The organism is Desulfosporosinus fructosivorans (assembly GCF_004766045.1).
GTDB classification, from domain to species: Bacteria; Bacillota; Desulfitobacteriia; order Desulfitobacteriales; family Desulfitobacteriaceae; genus Desulfosporosinus; species Desulfosporosinus fructosivorans.
On the sequence record NZ_SPQQ01000007.1, the window covers coordinates 95588 to 112480 of the forward strand.

The 16893-nt window shown below is 37.7% G+C and carries 17 protein-coding genes; 13 read left to right on the forward strand and 4 right to left on the reverse strand.

Annotated elements, in window-relative coordinates; genetic code table 11:
• Positions 1-356: 356 nt before the first annotated feature.
• The 4 genes from remB to dnaA all read right to left on the reverse strand — a co-directional run bounded on the left by remB (position 357) and on the right by dnaA (position 4459).
• Complete coding sequence (remB, locus tag E4K67_RS18970) at positions 357-617, reverse strand: extracellular matrix regulator RemB (RefSeq protein ID WP_135549603.1); 261 nt, start codon at positions 615-617, stop codon at positions 357-359.
• On the reverse strand, positions 618-1712 hold the full coding sequence (recF, locus tag E4K67_RS18975; protein WP_135549605.1) for a DNA replication/repair protein RecF: 1095 nt from the start codon (positions 1710-1712) through the stop codon (positions 618-620). It abuts the gene before it with no gap.
• A 9-nt stretch (positions 1713-1721) separates the two neighbouring features.
• Positions 1722-2825: a DNA polymerase III subunit beta gene (gene dnaN / locus E4K67_RS18980; RefSeq protein WP_135549606.1), complete on the reverse strand. Its 1104-nt coding sequence runs from the start codon at positions 2823-2825 to the stop codon at positions 1722-1724.
• Positions 2826-3097: 272 nt separating this feature from the next.
• The gene (gene dnaA / locus E4K67_RS18985; protein ID WP_135549607.1) at positions 3098-4459 is read right to left on the reverse strand and encodes a chromosomal replication initiator protein DnaA; all 1362 of its coding nucleotides are present in this window, start codon (positions 4457-4459) and stop codon (positions 3098-3100) included.
• 362 nt (positions 4460-4821) lie between these two features.
• Between dnaA and rpmH the strand changes: the two genes are divergently transcribed.
• The 13 genes from rpmH (at position 4822) to E4K67_RS19050 (ending at position 16893) form a co-directional block, all read left to right on the forward strand.
• Positions 4822-4956, forward strand: coding sequence for a 50S ribosomal protein L34 (gene rpmH, locus E4K67_RS18990; protein ID WP_007777819.1), 135 nt, complete (start codon positions 4822-4824; stop codon positions 4954-4956).
• Positions 4957-5083: 127 nt separating this feature from the next.
• Positions 5084-5422 carry a ribonuclease P protein component gene (gene rnpA, locus E4K67_RS18995; RefSeq protein WP_135549609.1) on the forward strand — a complete coding sequence of 113 codons (339 nt, stop codon included), beginning with the start codon at positions 5084-5086 and terminating at the stop codon, positions 5420-5422.
• A 3-nt stretch (positions 5423-5425) separates the two neighbouring features.
• A complete protein-coding gene (gene yidD, locus E4K67_RS19000) occupies positions 5426-5635 on the forward strand; it encodes a membrane protein insertion efficiency factor YidD (protein ID WP_135549920.1) in 210 nt (69 codons plus the stop codon).
• A gap of 11 nt (positions 5636-5646) precedes the next feature.
• The gene (locus E4K67_RS19005) at positions 5647-6315 is read left to right on the forward strand and encodes a YidC/Oxa1 family membrane protein insertase (protein WP_135549611.1); all 669 of its coding nucleotides are present in this window, start codon (positions 5647-5649) and stop codon (positions 6313-6315) included.
• Between the two features lie 30 nt (positions 6316-6345).
• Positions 6346-6972, forward strand: coding sequence for an RNA-binding cell elongation regulator Jag/EloR (gene jag, locus E4K67_RS19010; RefSeq protein ID WP_135549612.1), 627 nt, complete (start codon positions 6346-6348; stop codon positions 6970-6972).
• 249 nt (positions 6973-7221) lie between these two features.
• Positions 7222-8583, forward strand: coding sequence for a tRNA uridine-5-carboxymethylaminomethyl(34) synthesis GTPase MnmE (gene mnmE / locus E4K67_RS19015; RefSeq protein ID WP_135549614.1), 1362 nt, complete (start codon positions 7222-7224; stop codon positions 8581-8583).
• 8 nt (positions 8584-8591) lie between these two features.
• A complete protein-coding gene (gene mnmG / locus E4K67_RS19020) occupies positions 8592-10496 on the forward strand; it encodes a tRNA uridine-5-carboxymethylaminomethyl(34) synthesis enzyme MnmG (protein ID WP_135549616.1) in 1905 nt (634 codons plus the stop codon).
• On the forward strand, positions 10496-11215 hold the full coding sequence (gene rsmG / locus E4K67_RS19025; RefSeq protein WP_135549922.1) for a 16S rRNA (guanine(527)-N(7))-methyltransferase RsmG: 720 nt from the start codon (positions 10496-10498) through the stop codon (positions 11213-11215). Before mnmG ends, rsmG begins: the two co-directional genes overlap by 1 nt.
• 187 nt (positions 11216-11402) lie before the next feature.
• Positions 11403-12848 (forward strand): VanW family protein, encoded by a 1446-nt coding sequence (locus E4K67_RS19030; RefSeq protein WP_243454541.1) that lies wholly within the window; start codon positions 11403-11405, stop codon positions 12846-12848.
• A gap of 131 nt (positions 12849-12979) precedes the next feature.
• Entirely contained in the window at positions 12980-13741 is a 762-nt protein-coding gene (locus E4K67_RS19035) for a ParA family protein (RefSeq protein WP_135549925.1), read from the forward strand.
• On the forward strand, positions 13734-14579 hold the full coding sequence (locus E4K67_RS19040) for a ParB/RepB/Spo0J family partition protein (RefSeq protein WP_135549618.1): 846 nt from the start codon (positions 13734-13736) through the stop codon (positions 14577-14579). Before E4K67_RS19035 ends, E4K67_RS19040 begins: the two co-directional genes overlap by 8 nt.
• Before the next feature lie 720 nt (positions 14580-15299).
• A complete protein-coding gene (locus E4K67_RS19045) occupies positions 15300-16001 on the forward strand; it encodes a DUF554 domain-containing protein (RefSeq protein WP_135549620.1) in 702 nt (233 codons plus the stop codon).
• Positions 16002-16398: 397 nt separating this feature from the next.
• Complete coding sequence (locus tag E4K67_RS19050) at positions 16399-16893, forward strand: DUF4446 family protein (RefSeq protein ID WP_135549927.1); 495 nt, start codon at positions 16399-16401, stop codon at positions 16891-16893.

Consider the following 16893-nt stretch of genomic DNA (forward strand, 5'->3'; position numbering starts at 1 on the left):
TCCATTACACATCTCCTCTGGTGCAAGACCTATGATGTAATTCAACACTAGAAAGCTCCCATACCAGGCTAACTTGCACAGACGGTGCACATAAAATGTGCCGTCTTCCCCAACGTCCAACTCCTCGTTCCCAGTTTCCTCATTCCCCGACCCAAGCCCGGGACTTGTGTGACACGAGCGCGACGTCTTTACGTAAGCAGACTAGCAAACTTCCGTTCAAGCTCCCGACCCCAGATACGGGGAAGCGCACAAGGACGGCGCATTTGGCGAAACACTCACTTGTGTTTCGCCCCGATCCCCGTAGACAGGAGCTTATACGGTTAGTTTGCTCTGCGTCGTATGTACTGAGCGCTGTATCACACAAGTTCCGCTGTATCACGCAAGTCCCCTCTTTTGAATAAAGTTGTTGATGAAATTGGTGATAAATAATGTTCTTTCAGAGTAATAATTAATGTTTTTTCTTTGCCACTTTCAGAAATGTAATTAATATTTTTGTTATTCTTAATTTTTTTTAAAAATTGTTCGTTAATTTTACCTTCTGTTACGGTTTCTAAATCAATAATTGCAACAATTTTATTCTTATTAATAAGAACATCACCACCTAAATGTATGTACAATTACTGCTCCCTCCTTATATGTCCTTTTTCGACAAAGTAAAGTGTCCCAGACTCAAGATGAATTTCTGCACTTGTCATCGTTATTAAAGTTTGAATGCGCGATGACTCAATAAAATTCATTAAGTAGTCTCTCCTAAAACGATCCAATTCAGACAATACGTCGTCAAGTAAGAGTATAGGATACTCTTCTTTTTCTTGACGAATTAGTTCTAATTCAGCAAGTTTTAAACATAACACGATAGAACGCTGTTGTCCTTGCGAGGCATAGAGACGTGCAGGTTTATCGTTTAAAAGAATTTGTACATCATCACGATGGGGACCTACGAGCACCATCTGTCGGTCAATTTCTTGTTCCAATTTATCGTCAAGCAACTGTGGAAATTTCGAAATAGCCTCATCGATATTTTTATTACCTAAAGCCATGTAAGTGACTTTGAGTTTTTCTTTCTGAGATGATAGGTTCCCGTAGATATTATCTGCTACACTCTGTAAACGCTTCGTCAACTCTACGCGATTACGAATAATATTTTGACCATATTTTATAATTTGTTCGTTCCAAAGTTGTAATTGAGAATATTTAAGGGATTTGGCTGCGAAGGATTTTAAAAGTGCACTTTTTTGCTGTAAAACTTTATTATATGAGTTGAGTAAACTTACATGTCCAGGACGCATTTGAGCAATATGTAAATCTAAAAATCTCCTTCTTTCTGAAGGGCCTCCTTTAATCATAACAAGATCATCCGGAGAAAAGAAAATTACGTTAATTGTACCGACAAAATCTGACAAACGTTGACAAGGTACTTGATTAACTTTTACTATTTTCCTTTTATCTTTATAATGACTTTCTAAAGAAACTTTATGGTGTGCCATCAAAAAATCTCCAAACAGATGAAACTCGCTTTGGTCCCAATGCAAAAGTTCCTGTTCTCGTTGAACTCTATAAGACTTTCCTGTCAAAAGGTAATAAATACCCTCTATAATGTTAGTCTTTCCCTGACCATTATCTCCCATTAATATATTAATGCCAGGCATAAATTTTATCGTCACATCTTGATAATTACGAAAATTTTGTAACCGTAGATTGTTGATCATCATAACTTTAAGTTACGACGTTCTAACAGGCAATACAAGATAAAGATAATTAGGATCATCTAAGGGCCTCATTACACCTGGGCTAAAGGGTCCAGAGAGTTCGAATATAATTTGTTCACTATTGATTACTTTCAAAGCATCTATTAGAAATTTTGCATTAAAGGCAATCATAACACTTTTACCTTCCAGTTCGACGTTTATTTGTTCCGATATTTTCCCAAATTCGGACGTTTGATCAATTCTTAGTTCGTTTTCTTCAACATTTATTCTTATAATATTAGCCCCGCTTTTATCACGGGAAAGTAATGAAGCGCGCTCGACAGCTTCCAGAAAACTTCTAACGGATAGATTTACTTTTGTTTCACATGTTTGGGGAATTACTTGTTTAAAATTTGGAAACTGTCCTTCAATAAGTCTAGAAACTAAATAAATAGACCCGAATTTAAATACCACTTGATTATTACTGAAATTAATGGTTAAGATTTCATCTTCATCTCGCAGTAAGCGATATATTTCTGATAACGTCTTAGAAGGAATAATACCACTAAAATTTAATTCCTCAGGGTTTGGTATCTCAGCAATGCTATAAGCCAAACGATGTGTATCTGTTGCTACTAAACGGATACTAGAACTTTCAATTTGTAATAAAGATCCATTAAATACTGGGCGATTTTCTTCTACAGCACAAGCAAATACGGTCTGTCTAATCATGTTTTTAAATACTGTAGTTGTCAGTGTAAATGAAATAGGATCCAATAGATCTGGAAGCAAAGGGAATTCCTCTGGATCGTACCCATTTAAAATTATTTCAGATTGATTGTAACAAATAGTGATCGCTTTATCCCGTTCCTCTAGGGTAATAGTTGTATCCGGTAATTTTCGGACGACTTCCGAGAAAAGTTTTGCAGGAACAACCATTATACCTTCTTCAATAACTTGGGCAGGCACCTCACATCGTATTCCCATTTCAAGATCAGTAGCCGCAAATTGTAAAGACTGTTGTTCAGCTTTGATTAAAATCCCTTGAAGAATTGGCAAGGTGTTTTTACTAGATACAGCCTTTTGAACAGCATTTACCGCAGAAAGCAGTGCATCTTTTGAGCAGAAGATTTTCATATAGTTGAATCCTCCCCTTAAACTTTGTAGTTAAAGTTCTAAATCAGGCTTAATAATAATAAGATAATAAATAGTAGTTATAGTAGTATTGCTTGTCAACATGTGGATAAGTCTATAAATAGTGCTAAACCACTGAGAAAATGAATGTTGAAAAAGGTGTGGACAGATGGATATAAGTTATCCACATGTCCACATATATTATTTATTTTTTACTTTATCCAAATAATATAAACAAGTTATCCACAAATCTGAACTTGTATAAATTAAAAGTTTTACTCAGATTGTATCCGTTGAATCATTTCGTTAATTTTTTTTTCTAATAAAGGATCATTTAATATGGCATTTGTAATTTTATCGTGAGCGTGCATTACGGTGGTATGATCTCTACCACCAAACTCGTCACCGATCTTTGGCAGAGAGGAATCTGTGAGTTGGCGCGAAAGGTACATGGCAATTTGCCTAGGAAAGGCCACAGCACGCGTTCTCTTTTTTGCTTTAAACTCACTGGGAGATAGATGAAAATATCCCGCAACAGATTGTTGAATTATCTCAATAGTTATTTGTTTGGTGCTGTTTGCCGGTATGATGTCCTTTAATGCTTCAACTGCAACCTCTGTAGTTATGGGGATCAAACTAAGGGAGGCAAAAGCCATGACACGAATGAGAGCTCCCTCAAGTTCACGTATATTAGAGTGTATTTTATCAGCGATATAAAACATTACTTCATTAGGAACTTGAAGATTTTCTAGCATAGCTTTTTTTCTAAGAATAGCTATGCGTGTTTCTAAATCTGGGGCCTGAATATCAGTGATTAGACCCCATTCAAAACGAGAACGCAATCGGTCTTCTAAGGTTGGTATTTCTTTGGGAGGGCGGTCGGAAGAAATAATAATTTGCTTATTTGCTTCATGGAGCGCATTAAAGGTATGAAAGAACTCTTCTTGAGTTCGCTCTTTACCCGCTAAAAATTGTATATCATCAATCAAAAGAATATCCACATTTCGGTACTGATTGCGAAATTCAATGGAGTTTTCGTCCTTAATCGAATCAATAAGTTCATTTGTGAATTTTTCACTGGAAACATAAAGGACCTTAGTATTAGGAGATCGTTGAAGAATATGATGACCAATAGCATGCATGAGGTGAGTTTTACCCAAGCCAACTCCTCCATAAATGAATAGAGGATTATAAGATTTAGCTGGTGATTCTGCAACAGCTAAAGAGGCTGCATGAGCAAAGCGATTGCTGTTTCCAATGACAAACGTGTCAAAGGTATATTTATTATTAAGAAAATTAGGCGAAGTTTCAGGTTGTTTTGGAATTATTGGGGAAACTGGATTGGAAGGAACAGCATCTTCAGCATAGGATCCCTCTGGTGAGGGGATAATAAAACGTAGACTGACGGAATGTCCTAAAATGGATTGGATAGAAGAACGGATTAAAGGTGCATAACGACTCTCTAACCAATCTTTAGCAAATTCATTAGGAACACTAATGACAATTGTATCGCCATCAATAAGAAAAAGTCGTGTGGAACTAAACCATGTTTCAAAGCTTGGCTTTGATAGTTCAGTTTTTAGCTTTTCTAGAGTTTCCTGCCACAAAAATTCCGGTGAGATTGACTGTGGTGGCATGGACGGACCTCCCTTGTATTAAAGAATGTGAGATTAATGACAATAAAAAAGTTATACACAAACTTATACACATTTGTGGATAACTTAGTCAAATTAAGTAGTGTGGATAAAAGATAACTCGAAATGTAGATTGCCCAAGGGGATGTATTGACATAATATCAAGTTTTCGAAAGGTTATCAACAGGAATATTGTGAGTATGAGCAAATTATTCACAGTGGATAACTTTCTCACTAACTATCTTATCCACATTATAGTGAAGTCCTTAGCTTGACAGATCAAAAAATGTTAGAGTATAATCTCTAAGTAAGTTTGATTGCTAAGAATGTTTTTTTCGTTATGAAAATAAGGAGGTGTCGTTAAATTGAAAAGAACATATCAACCGAAGAATCGCCGTCATAAGCGTGTTCACGGTTTTTTAAGTCGTATGAGTACACCAACAGGAAGAAATGTTATCAAACGTCGTCGATTAAAAGGTCGGAAAAAATTATCAGTTTAAGGCCGCATTATGTGGCCTTTTTTTAAATAAATTTTTTCTGCGTTAGACAATTTCCATAAAACGTTTAAATTAAAGCATTGTTAGATAGAATATGTTCTAACCAAAGGTATCCAAGCCTGGAGGATTTATGTTAAAAAGAAATTTCCGCTTGCGCAAGAAATCTCACATTAAAGAGGTTTTTGCGGAAGGAAAAAATTATTCTGTAAAGTATGTTGCTATTTATGTTTTAAAAGGTCCTAAACGTTTTGGATTTATTGCCTCCAAAAAAGTTGGCAACTCAGTTCAGAGAAATCGTGCCAAGAGACTAATGAGGGAAGTCATCCGTATTCATTTGTCTGAAATTAGAAATGATATTCAAATAATTCTTATTGCTAGGGCAAAGATAAAAGGAGTTTCCTATTTGGAAGTCGAAAAGACTATGATGAACATGTTAAAAAACGCAAATGCTTTAGTTAAGAGTGAGTAAAATATTATGAAAAAAATATTAGTTTTTTTAATTCGTCTGTACCAAAAATTCCTTTCCCCTCTGAAAGGACAAACCTGTCGCTTTTACCCGAGTTGCTCGGAGTATTCTGTTCAGGTTATACAAAAGTACGGCTTATCCAAAGGCAGTTGGAAAGCAATTAAAAGAATTTCAAAATGCCATCCGTTTCATCCTGGAGGGCACGACCCAGCATAAGGAGGATTTTTATGAATATTATTGTCGAAGGAATGACCAGTTTATTAAATATACTCTATAATTTTTCCGCTTCAATGGGTTTTGCTAATTATGGAGTAGCGATTATTCTTTTAACTATGTTAATTAAAACCTTGATTTATCCTTTAACTTATAAACAAATGGCTTCAATGCGTAAAACAGTTGATCTACAACCAAAGATCAAAGCAATTCAAGCAAAACATAAAAATAATAAGGAAAAAGCTAACGCAGCGGTTATGGAGCTATACAAGGAAAATAAAGTTAATCCAATGGGTGGTTGCCTTCCAATTCTCGTTCAGTTGCCGATTTTCTGGGCATTATATAGTACCTTACTTCATTTTCAATATGGGTCAAATCCAGCTGCCTATTCGTTCTTATACTTTGATCTAACTAAAATCTATGGTTTTACGCTTTCCTACCATTTGATATTACCTATTTTTGCTGCTGCAACAACATACCTGCAAACGAAACTAACAAATCCAAATACTTCGGATCCGACACAAAAGACGATGTTATATATAATGCCAGTGTTTTTTGCTTATATTAGTGCCACAGTTCCTGCAGGTTTGGCCTTATATTGGGTAACAATGAACGTTGTTTCGATTTTCCAACAACTTTATATTAATAGAAAATTGGCTAACCAAACTAAGAGCGCTATATAGATAAAGTGGAAGACGTGAGGAGGATCGGTCATGAGGGTTGCAGAGAAAACCGGAAAAACGGTTGAAGAAGCGATCGCTGCTGGGGTTCTAGAGTTAGGCGTTGATCGTAATCGTGTAAAAATTGAAGTACTAGAGGAACCTACCAAAAAAGGTTTATTCGGACTCTTTGGAACACGTCTGGCTAAGGTTCGAATTTCTTATGAAGATGATCCTGGCACGTTGGCTGCAGATTTTATTAGTAATGTTTGTCAAGCAATGGGCGTTAATGCTAATACCCAAACGAGTAAGAATGGAGAACACTGGCATATTGATATAACTGGACCGGAGCTTGGAATTCTTATTGGACGGCGTGGAGATACATTAGATGCGTTGCAATACTTAACGAATTTAGCTGTTGCTAGGAAATTATCTGAACGTGTTCGTCTTATAGTGGATGTTGAAGGGTATAGGTCACGCCGCGAAGATACTTTAGTTCGTCTGGCGAAAAGGTTGTCTGAAAAGGTTAAGAGAACTGGGATTCGAGTTGTATTAGAGCCTATGAACCCTCATGAACGGCGAATTATTCATACTTCTTTACAGGATGAAACTAGAATATCAACTTTTAGTGAAGGTGATGACCCTAATAGGCGTGTAGTTATCTCATTGAAAAGAGTATAGAGAAAACTTGGCTTCCGCCAAGCCTTCAGGCGCTGGCGATCGCCTATGTTGCACTTATACTTTCTGACTTGTATAATATTACTTATAGATTTTTACTTATTGTTTGGTATTAAGAACTTGGCTGGCGCCGACATCTGTAGGTCTGGAGCTAGCCAAGTTCTTTTTATTAAGTAAATCAAGTATTTTTCCGACGTGGGCTGGAAAGCAATATAGAGAACTATCGACTTTAAATTAAATGGAGATGATCGGGTGGACGATACGATTGTTGCTATGGCTACGGCAATGGGTGAAACAAGTATTCATATTTTAAGATTGAGCGGTTCTATATCTGGAAATATTATTGAGAAATGTTTTGAACCACGCAATATGAAACGCTGGTCTCTAAAGGAAAATTTCAGCTTAAACCTTGGTATCTTTAGGGATGAAGAGAAAGTACTCGACGAGGTTCTCGTTGGTAGAATGTTGTCTCCTTCTTCTTATACAGGTGAGGATGTATATGAAATCAATTGCCACGGCGGAACTTACGTAGCGCAAAGAATTTTGCAAGCTTGTATTCGTCATGGCGCGAAACTCGCTGAGCCTGGTGAATTCTCTAAACGGGCATTTCTAAATGGTAAGATGGACTTAGTTCAAGCGGAAGCGGTTATTGATTTGATTAGCTCTCGGACAGAGACAGCTGCAAATTTAGCTTTAAATCAACTAAGTGGTGGACTTTCAAGAAGAATCTTAAATCTGAGAGAAAAAATACTAGAAATCTTTGCTTTTATCGAAGCTGGTATTGATTTTCCTGAAGACGATGTTGAAACTTTAGATAGAGAAAACCTCAGAGCTAGAGTTAATGAAGCTCTAGTAGATTCTAATCACCTTTTAGCTGGAAGTAGAACGGGGAAAATAATTAGGGATGGTCTACTCACTGTTATTGTTGGGCGGCCTAATGTCGGGAAATCGAGTTTGCTTAATGCGTTATTACGAGAAGAAAGAGCTATAGTAACTGACATTCCGGGAACAACACGTGACGAAATCAGAGAATCAGTCAGTGTGGGAGGTATCCTTCTGAAACTGGTGGATACTGCAGGTATTTGTGAAAGTAACGATCTTGTAGAACGCCTAGGAATCGAAAGAACGTGGAATGCATTACTGAAGGCAGAACTGATTTTGTTAGTGGTTCAGGCGAACCTCCCTTTAACAAAAGATGAGTTATATATTTTGAATGTCTATGCCGAGAAAGTTATTGTTGTTGTTAATAAAATAGATCTGTTAGAGAATGAAATAATAGTATCTGATTATAACAATGCACACTGGATTCCTTTTTCTGTTCTACAGCATAAGGGTTTTGAAGAGCTTGAAGTTCAAATCCAAAGTAGAGTTTATCAGGGAGATGCTGTTCTTACGTCAGACTCACTACTGTCTAATGTACGTCAGATTTCTGCTTTAGAGCGTTGCGACAGTGCTTTAAAACAAGCGTCGGAAAGTATTGAGTCAGGAATGCCGTGGGATATACTTTCTATTGATCTTCGCGAAGCACTCCATCACGTATCAGAAATAACAGGACATGATGTTCAAGAATCACTTCTAGAAGATATTTTTTCTCGATTTTGTATCGGAAAGTAGGATGAACTTTGGAATACTTTGCTGGAAAATACGATGTTATTGTGGTTGGAGCTGGGCATGCAGGGTGTGAAGCAGCCCTTGCCGCTGCACGACTTGGGTGTGAGACCTTATTACTCACCTTAAACCTTGATACGATTGCACATATGCCCTGTAATCCATCACTTGGTGGACCAGCTAAAGGGCATTTGATTCGAGAAATTGATGCTTTAGGTGGTCAAATGGGGATTGTAGCTGACAAAACATCTTTGCAAGTAAAAATGTTGAATACAGGAAAAGGACCTGCTGTACATGCTTTGAGGGTTCAATCCGATAAACTGGCTTACCAGAATAGAATGAGAGATGTATTATTCTCTCATTCTAGGCTAACAGTATCTCAAGGGATGGTAGAGCGTCTTGTTGTCGATAAGTATAGAATGTCTGGCGTCGTTACACGATCTGGTGCACGTTATGAATCTGACAATGTAGTCTTAACAAGTGGTACATATTTGCGTGGTAGAATCATCATAGGGGATTCTATGTATCAAGGTGGACCAAATGGGCAAATGCCAGCTATGTCGCTATCTGATTCACTCAAAGAGTTAGGAATTGATTTGGGAAGATTTAAAACCGGCACACCGCCTCGAATCCATCGCCAGTCTGTTGAGTATTCTAAATTTCGTATTCAGCCTGGCGATGATAAGTTTTCGAGTTATTCCTTTTTACCAACTCAAAGTCAATTTTGGGGCAAAGATCTATCTAAACAAGTTCCGTGTTGGTTAGGATATACTGCAACTCAAACACATGATATTATCCGGGAAAACCTATACCGAGCGCCTTTATATTCTGGTAAAATTGAAGGAATTGGTCCTCGTTATTGCCCATCCATCGAAGACAAGGTTGTTAGATTTGCCCAAAGAGAAGCTCATCAGATCTTTTTAGAACCTGAAGGTTGGCAAAGTGACGAGCTTTATGTTGCCGGTCTCTCGACTAGTATGCCAGAGGATGTCCAAGTGAAAATACTACAGAGTATTCCTGGACTAGAAAATGTTTGCATGTTACGTCCGGGATATGCTATTGAGTATGACTATGTCAAGCCACATCAACTTTCTCTAGGGTTAGAAGTACGGCAGCTACCGGGGCTGTTTACTGCTGGTCAATTAAATGGAACGTCTGGATATGAAGAGGCTGCTGCACAAGGTTTGATGGCAGGGATTAATGCTGCTCTTCGAGCCAATGCCAAAGACCCGTTCATTCTTCTTCGTTCGGACGGTTATCTAGGGGTTTTGATAGATGACTTGGTTACAAAAGGGGTCAAGGAACCTTACCGACTTTTAACGTCCCGAGCAGAATACAGGTTAATCTTACGGCAAGACAATGCTGATTTAAGGTTGACAGATAAAGGAAGGGCAATTGGGTTAGTCAGTGAAGAGCGTTGGGAACGTTTCCTGACTAAAAAGAAGAACTATAACTATATTAAAGAGCTTTGGAAAGTGACCGTTTTCTCTCCTTTGCGGGAAGAGTTACACATAGTTATGGCAGAGGCTAAATCTACTCCTGTGCGTGGAGGAATCAGCGCTCAGGATTTAATACGCAGACCAGAAATTACGCTTGACCATTTAGTTAAACTCCTTCCAGAGTTAGACCAATTTGATCGGGAAGTTCTTGAAGAAGTAGAGGTTGAAACAAAGTATTCAGGATATATTGAAAAACAATGGGCGGATATTGAGAGATTTTCTAAGTTAGAAGCCCGCTGTCTGTCAGATGCTCTTGATTATGAAGCTATACGAGGATTATCCACTGAAGGTAGGCAACGTCTTATGGAAGTTCGACCTTTGAATATTGGACAGGCCTCACGAATTACTGGAGTTACTCCGGCTGATATTTCCGTTTTGCTCGTTTCTTTAGAACAACGGCGCAGAGGAGGAAATAGATGATGTTTAGGGAGCATGCTTCTTTAATTCAATTATTAACCAAACAGCACATAGGAAGTGAATTATCTGATCTACAGGTTACTAAACTTTGTAATTTCGGAGATCTTTTACTAGATTGGAATCAACGTTTAAATTTAACGAGAATTACTGAACCGCATGAAGTCATATTAAAGCATTTTATTGATTCTATGGTTTTAGGAAGGTTTATCAATGGTCTGACGTTTGCTGATTTGGGAACTGGGGCTGGATTTCCTGGCATTCCTCTTAAGATCCTGCGTCCAGACTTAGATATTGTACTGATGGATTCATTAAAGAAGCGGTTAGATTTTTTAGACGTTGTTATTCAAGCATTAGATTTGAAGGGAATCAAGACTATTCATGCACGAGTGGAAGACTTTGGGAGAGATGTACACTATAGAAGACATTTTGACACAGTAAGTTCACGTGCGGTTGCCCGACTTCCTGTCTTGTTGGAATATGCGTTGCCTGTTCTAAAAGTCAACGGGCTACTATTAGCTCCAAAAGGATCCCAGTATGAAATAGAGGTTACAGAATCTAAGAGAGCTTTATTACTACTTGGAGGTTCAATAGAAGGTATTGAACATTTTAATCTTGGTGAAGGGGCAGAACATCGGGCGATTCTTAGAATAAGAAAAGTGAAAGAAACCCCTCCAGAGTACCCGCGTCAAGCAGGAACTCCAGCTAAGGATCCGCTTAGTTAACTATCTTCTAGAGATGTAAAGAAAACCAAAATAACCATAATATGGAGAATTAATACTATTTTGCATGCTGAATATTAGAGCGGTTAAGTTACTAATTAATTTTGTAGTGAAGGAAATATGAATAGTACGTCGAATTATACTTTATGTACTCGTATTTACCTGTTTTGATTGTATTGGGGGGAGCATATTGGACGACACAGAAGATAAATTAGCAAGTCAAAGTACAGAAATGAAAACTTTGACAGGACTGTACGGAGAGGAGAATAATTCAATTAAAAAGAGCAGGAGCTTAAAGAGTCTTAGACGTAAAAAATTCCTTTTGGTTTCTTTTGCACTACTCTTTATTATGATATTTTCAGTCGGAACTCTTGCACTGGTATATACTCGGGATCAACAAAGGATCCTTGAAGGTGTAAAAGTTTCAGGCGTTGATGTTGGAAATCTAACCCGAGACGATGCTAAAAAGATTATTGACAAAGAAGTAAGTAGTCTCTTAAGTCAAACCATAGTACTAAGTGTTGGTCAACAGTCGCCAAAAGTTAAGCTGGAGGACTTAGGCCTTGCTCTTAATGCAGACTTGGCATTACAAGAAGCTTACGATATTGGTAGAAAAGGCTCAATTTTTGAAAAGGTAGCCTCAAAATGGTCCGCTGCTAAAGGTGTAAATATTGATTTTTCTCAAGAATGGGATGAGTCAAAGATACGTGAAGCTCTTAAAGGAACTTTGGACGAGTTCAATGACCCTGCTACTGACGCGACGTTTGAAATTACAAAAGATAATATTATGACTATTAAAAATGATCAAAAAGGCTTAATCGTAGATTCTGAGGAACTTCTTCTTAGAATTAAGGAGATTAACCTTTATAAGATGATTCCCGAACTTAAGGCCGAATTTACGGAACAATTGCCGCTTATTACTGCAGCTCAACTAGAAGATCAGAAAATCACTGGTTTATTAGCATCTTATACTACTCGATTCGATCCTGCTCAAACAGCTAGAACTGAGAATGTAAAAATTGCTGCAAAAGCTTTGGATATGGCTGTAATTAAGCCTGGAAGTACCTTATCCTTCAATCAAATAGTCGGAGAGAGAACCGTTGAAGGTGGATATAAGGATGCATTTGTTATTGTTAATGGTGAGTTTGTTCCTGGCTTAGCTGGCGGGATATGTCAAGTATCTAGTACTTTATATAACACCGGACTATTTGCCAACTTAGCTGTGACCCAACGTAGTAACCATGATTTGGCTATATCATATGTTCCTCTTGGTCAGGATGCGACGGTTGCATACCCAGATCTTGATCTTAAGTTTAATAATAATACTGGGGGATATCTCCTTGTTCGAACAAAAATGAGTTATAACTCTATAACTATCGAGATGTATGGCAAAGTTAAACCCGGCCAGGAAGTATTTATAGGAAATACTATTGATTCTACTATACCTGCCGCTGAACGACGCGTTGTTGATGAAACAATGGCACATGGAGCATCAGTATTAAAGCAACAAGGACAGCCTGGATATGTTGTTAAATCGATCCGCACTGTTAAATTAAATGGAGTAGTTGTAAGCAATGAGCCCCTAAAACAAAGTCGTTATCTACCTTTACCAAAGATTTACGCAATCGGACCGTAATATTATATATGTTTTTTTATATTATTAGAAAAAGCGTTAATAGCGCTTTTTTTATTCTATGTGATTTGATACTATCTAATAGTATTGAATATGATTTCCTAAGTAGTAATAAAGGAAGTGTTCGCTAATTGATGACTAGAGTAATTGCTATTGCCAACCAAAAAGGTGGTGTTGCAAAGACAACAACTGCAATAAATTTGAGTGCTTGTCTGGCGGAACTAGGAAAACGTGTTCTTCTCATCGATTTAGACCCTCAGGGTAATGCAACTAGTGGTCTAGGGATTGCAAAGCATAAATTGACAAAATGTATTTACGATGTATTAATTAACGACGTATCCATTGATCAAGTAATTCACAAGACAGAACAAAAAAATCTTAACATTGTCCCTGCAAGAATTGAGTTGGCAGGTGGAGAAATTGAGTTAGTCTCTCAATCTTCGCGAGAAGGTAAGTTGAAAATCGCTTTTGAAGGAATTATAGGTGATTATGACTTTATATTTATTGATTGTCCTCCATCTCTAGGCGTTTTAACCCTAAATGCTCTAACTGCTGCGACGGATGTGTTAATTCCTATTCAATGTGAGTACTATGCACTCGAAGGGTTGACCTTGTTGATGAATACCTTGGAAAGAGTACGTAAACATCTCAACCCAAATCTGAATATTATTGGAGCACTTATGACTATGTTTGACGCTCGAACTAATCTTGCTATACAAGTTGTTGACGAGGTTAAAAAGTATTTCCCCCAAAAAGTCTTCAAAACAATTATTTCACGAAATGTTCGACTTAGTGAGGCTCCAAGCCATGGTAAGGCCATTAACTCCTATGATTCACGTTCTAGAGGAGCAGAAGTATACAGAGAATTAGCAAAGGAGGTTTTAGAACGTGTCTAAGAAAGCGTTAGGAAGAGGGCTCCAAGCGTTGCTATCAGATGAGCTGGAGGATAATCCTAGCATTAAAGACGTCCCTATTTCGGATATTATTCCTAATCCTGAACAACCCAGAAAAGACTTTGACATAGAGGGTCTCAATGAATTAGCAGAATCACTACGTATTCACGGATTATTACAACCCGTTCTAGTCCGGCCTGTAGGAGAACATTATTGTATTATTGCTGGGGAACGACGCTTACGTGCTGCGAAAATCGCTGGGTTTAGCAAAATTGCTTGCATTGTTCAAGTTTGTACTGATCAAGAAATGGCTGAACGCGCGTTAATTGAGAATATACAACGAGCCGATTTATCTCCAATAGAAGAAGGATTAGCTTACTCTCGCCTCATTGAAGAATATGGTATGACACAGGAACTCGTCGCGCAACGCGTAGGTAAAGCGCGCACTACTGTAGCAAACCTTTTGCGTATTATTTTGTTGCCTAAGGTTGTTCTCGATCTATTGCGGGACGAAAAAATTTCCCTAGGTCATGCAAAGATATTACTTGGACTAAAGGATTCTACAATTCAGGTATTAACTGCCCAAAAGGCTGCCAAAGAACAATTGTCTGTACGGGAAACCGAAAGCCTTATAAACCACCTCACAGATAATGTGAAAAGAACAAGCCCTCCACGTGAAAGTTCTTCATTATTCCACAATGTTGAAGATCGCCTTAGAACTAGCTTTCAAACAAAAGTTCAATTAAAAGGAGATCTTAAACGAGGTAAAATTGAAATCCAATACTTCTCTGAAGAAGAGCTAAATCGGCTTTTAGAGCTCTGGAACATACGAATTGATTAAATTAATGTTCCACGTGGAACATTTGAGGCGTAGTCGTTTATAAAGTCAGCAAGAATACCCCAACTTCAAAACCCTCATTTAAGTGGAGATAAATTGCATACCCGCACAAAATTTTGGCTATGCTCTCTGATATAATCTGAACATATCAAGCAATCATGTTGCGTGTCATGTTGTATGATCTTCGGCTTTAAGTAATTCCCTCTTTAGTAGTACATTAGGCTATATCTGGGAATGTTTTTCAATATTGTTTTTTCTGCTGAGGTAATTCATTATATGCCTAATACGGGTTAGAAAATTAGGCATATATGCAATATCTCCTTAGTGTTCAGAATTAATGTTCCACGTGGAACATTTGAAGTGATATTATTAGAAACATATGTTACTAATCTGCTGTATTTGTAAATTGTCATCAGAATGAGAGTTAATATTTATTTGGTATTAAATATGTTCCACGTGGAACATATTTAATATACCTCGAATAATATTCGAACTTTACATGCTTTCGCGAGTGATAATTAGCACTCATATTAATAAAAGAAGCATGTAGATGTAGATTGGGTAATGTTTCACATTTGATACTATCGTTTTAAAATTTGCTGGAAACGTATAAATTGTTCATCAGATTAGGGTAGCTGTGAGGTGTATTAGGTATTTCAATGCAAAACAGTGGGATATAATGGAATTTGCAATGAGGTTTTATATTAGAAGGCGGGTGTTTATGTGCTAGGGACGTTTGTTAATACGATCGCGATCGTGGTTGGGGGATTAGTGGGGCTTTTGTTTGGCCAAGCCTTTCCTGATAAAATTAAGAAAACTGTCATCCAGGGGATTGGTCTAGCCATTTTGTTAATTGGGGGAAGTATGGCGTTGCAAACGAAAAATTCGCTAATCATAATCTCAAGTCTTGTATTGGGTGGGATAATCGGTGAGTGGATAGATATTGAACTCCGTTTACAGCATTTTGGTGAATGGCTCGAACACAAATTTGCAAGAAAAGGTCAAGAGACTGGATTCACGAAAGCCTTTGTAACGACAAGCTTGATTTATTGCGTTGGAGCCATGGCCATAATGGGATCTTTAGAGAGTGGGTTAAATGGAAACAATAATATACTTTTTGCAAAATCTATGCTAGATGGTATTACTGCTGTAATCTTTGCATCTTCAATGGGGATCGGAGTTTTAGTATCTGCGCTCCCAGTATTTATATATCAAGGGTCTATAACTATGGCAGCAGTGCTACTCCAAGGAATTCTTTCCCCTGCCGTGATAGCCGAAATGAGCGCAACAGGAGGTCTACTAATCTTAGGGATAGGATTTAATATTTTAGAAATTAAAGAAATTAAAGTGGGTAATCTATTACCAGCGGTTTTTATTGTAGTTCCTATTACCCTTTTATTCACTAAGTTTCATTTAGGAATGTAAAGTAGAAAGACTAATATTATTATTTGAATTTGTTAAAACTAAGTTTGCGGATTGGGACTTCGGTAATTAAAGCCACAGGTTAGCATATCGCCGAAGCCGTGAACCCTAAGAGAATACCAAACGGCGTAGGACTAGTATCGAAACTATAATCCATAAAGGTATACTTACCGACTTATGATAGACTATCGGCGAAGTCACTATCAATAAAGGAGCAAGAAGCACCAAACGGCGTATGATTGCTACGATGAGCCGAAGGAACACTGAAATAGATAGCCCACAAAAGTAATATACGGGGCTGTGGGAGGCGCACGATTGGACATAGTCAGAGTGCTTGAAGTTATAGAAATATTGAGGGGGAAAACCATTGGAAATATTATTGGATAAATTAGGAGATATTATGCCGTTGCATTGGTGGGGTATATGTGCTTTGGCCTTACTATTAGTAATTGCATTCATCATAAACATACTGTTTTATCGGCGACTCAATCGTAGAATGAAACTCTTTGAATCATCCTCAATAACATTACAAACATTCATGTCGGGACATCAGCTAGATACACTTCTCCAAGAAAATATTCAAAAACTGATTGACCAAGAGCAAGAGATTAACAGAATTGACACAAGACTTTCTAAGGCCGAAATTAAATTACGTGCAAGTGTAGACCGAGCTGAGTTGATTCGTTTTAGGGCGTTTGAAAACGTAGGAAGTGATTTGAGCTTTGCATTTGCGCTCTTAAATCAAGAGGGTAGCGGAGTTGTATTAAGTTCTATTCATAATCGTGAGGAAGCAAGAGTGTATGCCAAACCGGTTAAGGAAGGGATTTCAACGTATTCATTGACAGGGGAAGAAAAGGAAGTTATCGATCGAGCAATGCTTGGACAAAAAATATAA

Bases quoted from the DNA above. Each gene is read 5' to 3' on its own strand.
- recF (WP_135549605.1), bottom strand. From the start codon at position 1,712: ATGATGATCAACAATCTACGGTTACAAAATTTTCGTAATTATCAAGAT.
- dnaN (WP_135549606.1), bottom strand. From the start codon at position 2,825: ATGAAAATCTTCTGCTCAAAAGATGCACTGCTTTCTGCGGTAAATGCT.
- dnaA (WP_135549607.1), bottom strand. From the start codon at position 4,459: ATGCCACCACAGTCAATCTCACCGGAATTTTTGTGGCAGGAAACTCTA.
- rnpA (WP_135549609.1), top strand. From the start codon at position 5,084: ATGTTAAAAAGAAATTTCCGCTTGCGCAAGAAATCTCACATTAAAGAG.
- E4K67_RS19005 (WP_135549611.1), top strand. From the start codon at position 5,647: ATGAATATTATTGTCGAAGGAATGACCAGTTTATTAAATATACTCTAT.
- jag (WP_135549612.1), top strand. From the start codon at position 6,346: ATGAGGGTTGCAGAGAAAACCGGAAAAACGGTTGAAGAAGCGATCGCT.
- rsmG (WP_135549922.1), top strand. From the start codon at position 10,496: ATGTTTAGGGAGCATGCTTCTTTAATTCAATTATTAACCAAACAGCAC.
- E4K67_RS19035 (WP_135549925.1), top strand. From the start codon at position 12,980: ATGACTAGAGTAATTGCTATTGCCAACCAAAAAGGTGGTGTTGCAAAG.
- E4K67_RS19050 (WP_135549927.1), top strand. From the start codon at position 16,399: ATGCCGTTGCATTGGTGGGGTATATGTGCTTTGGCCTTACTATTAGTA.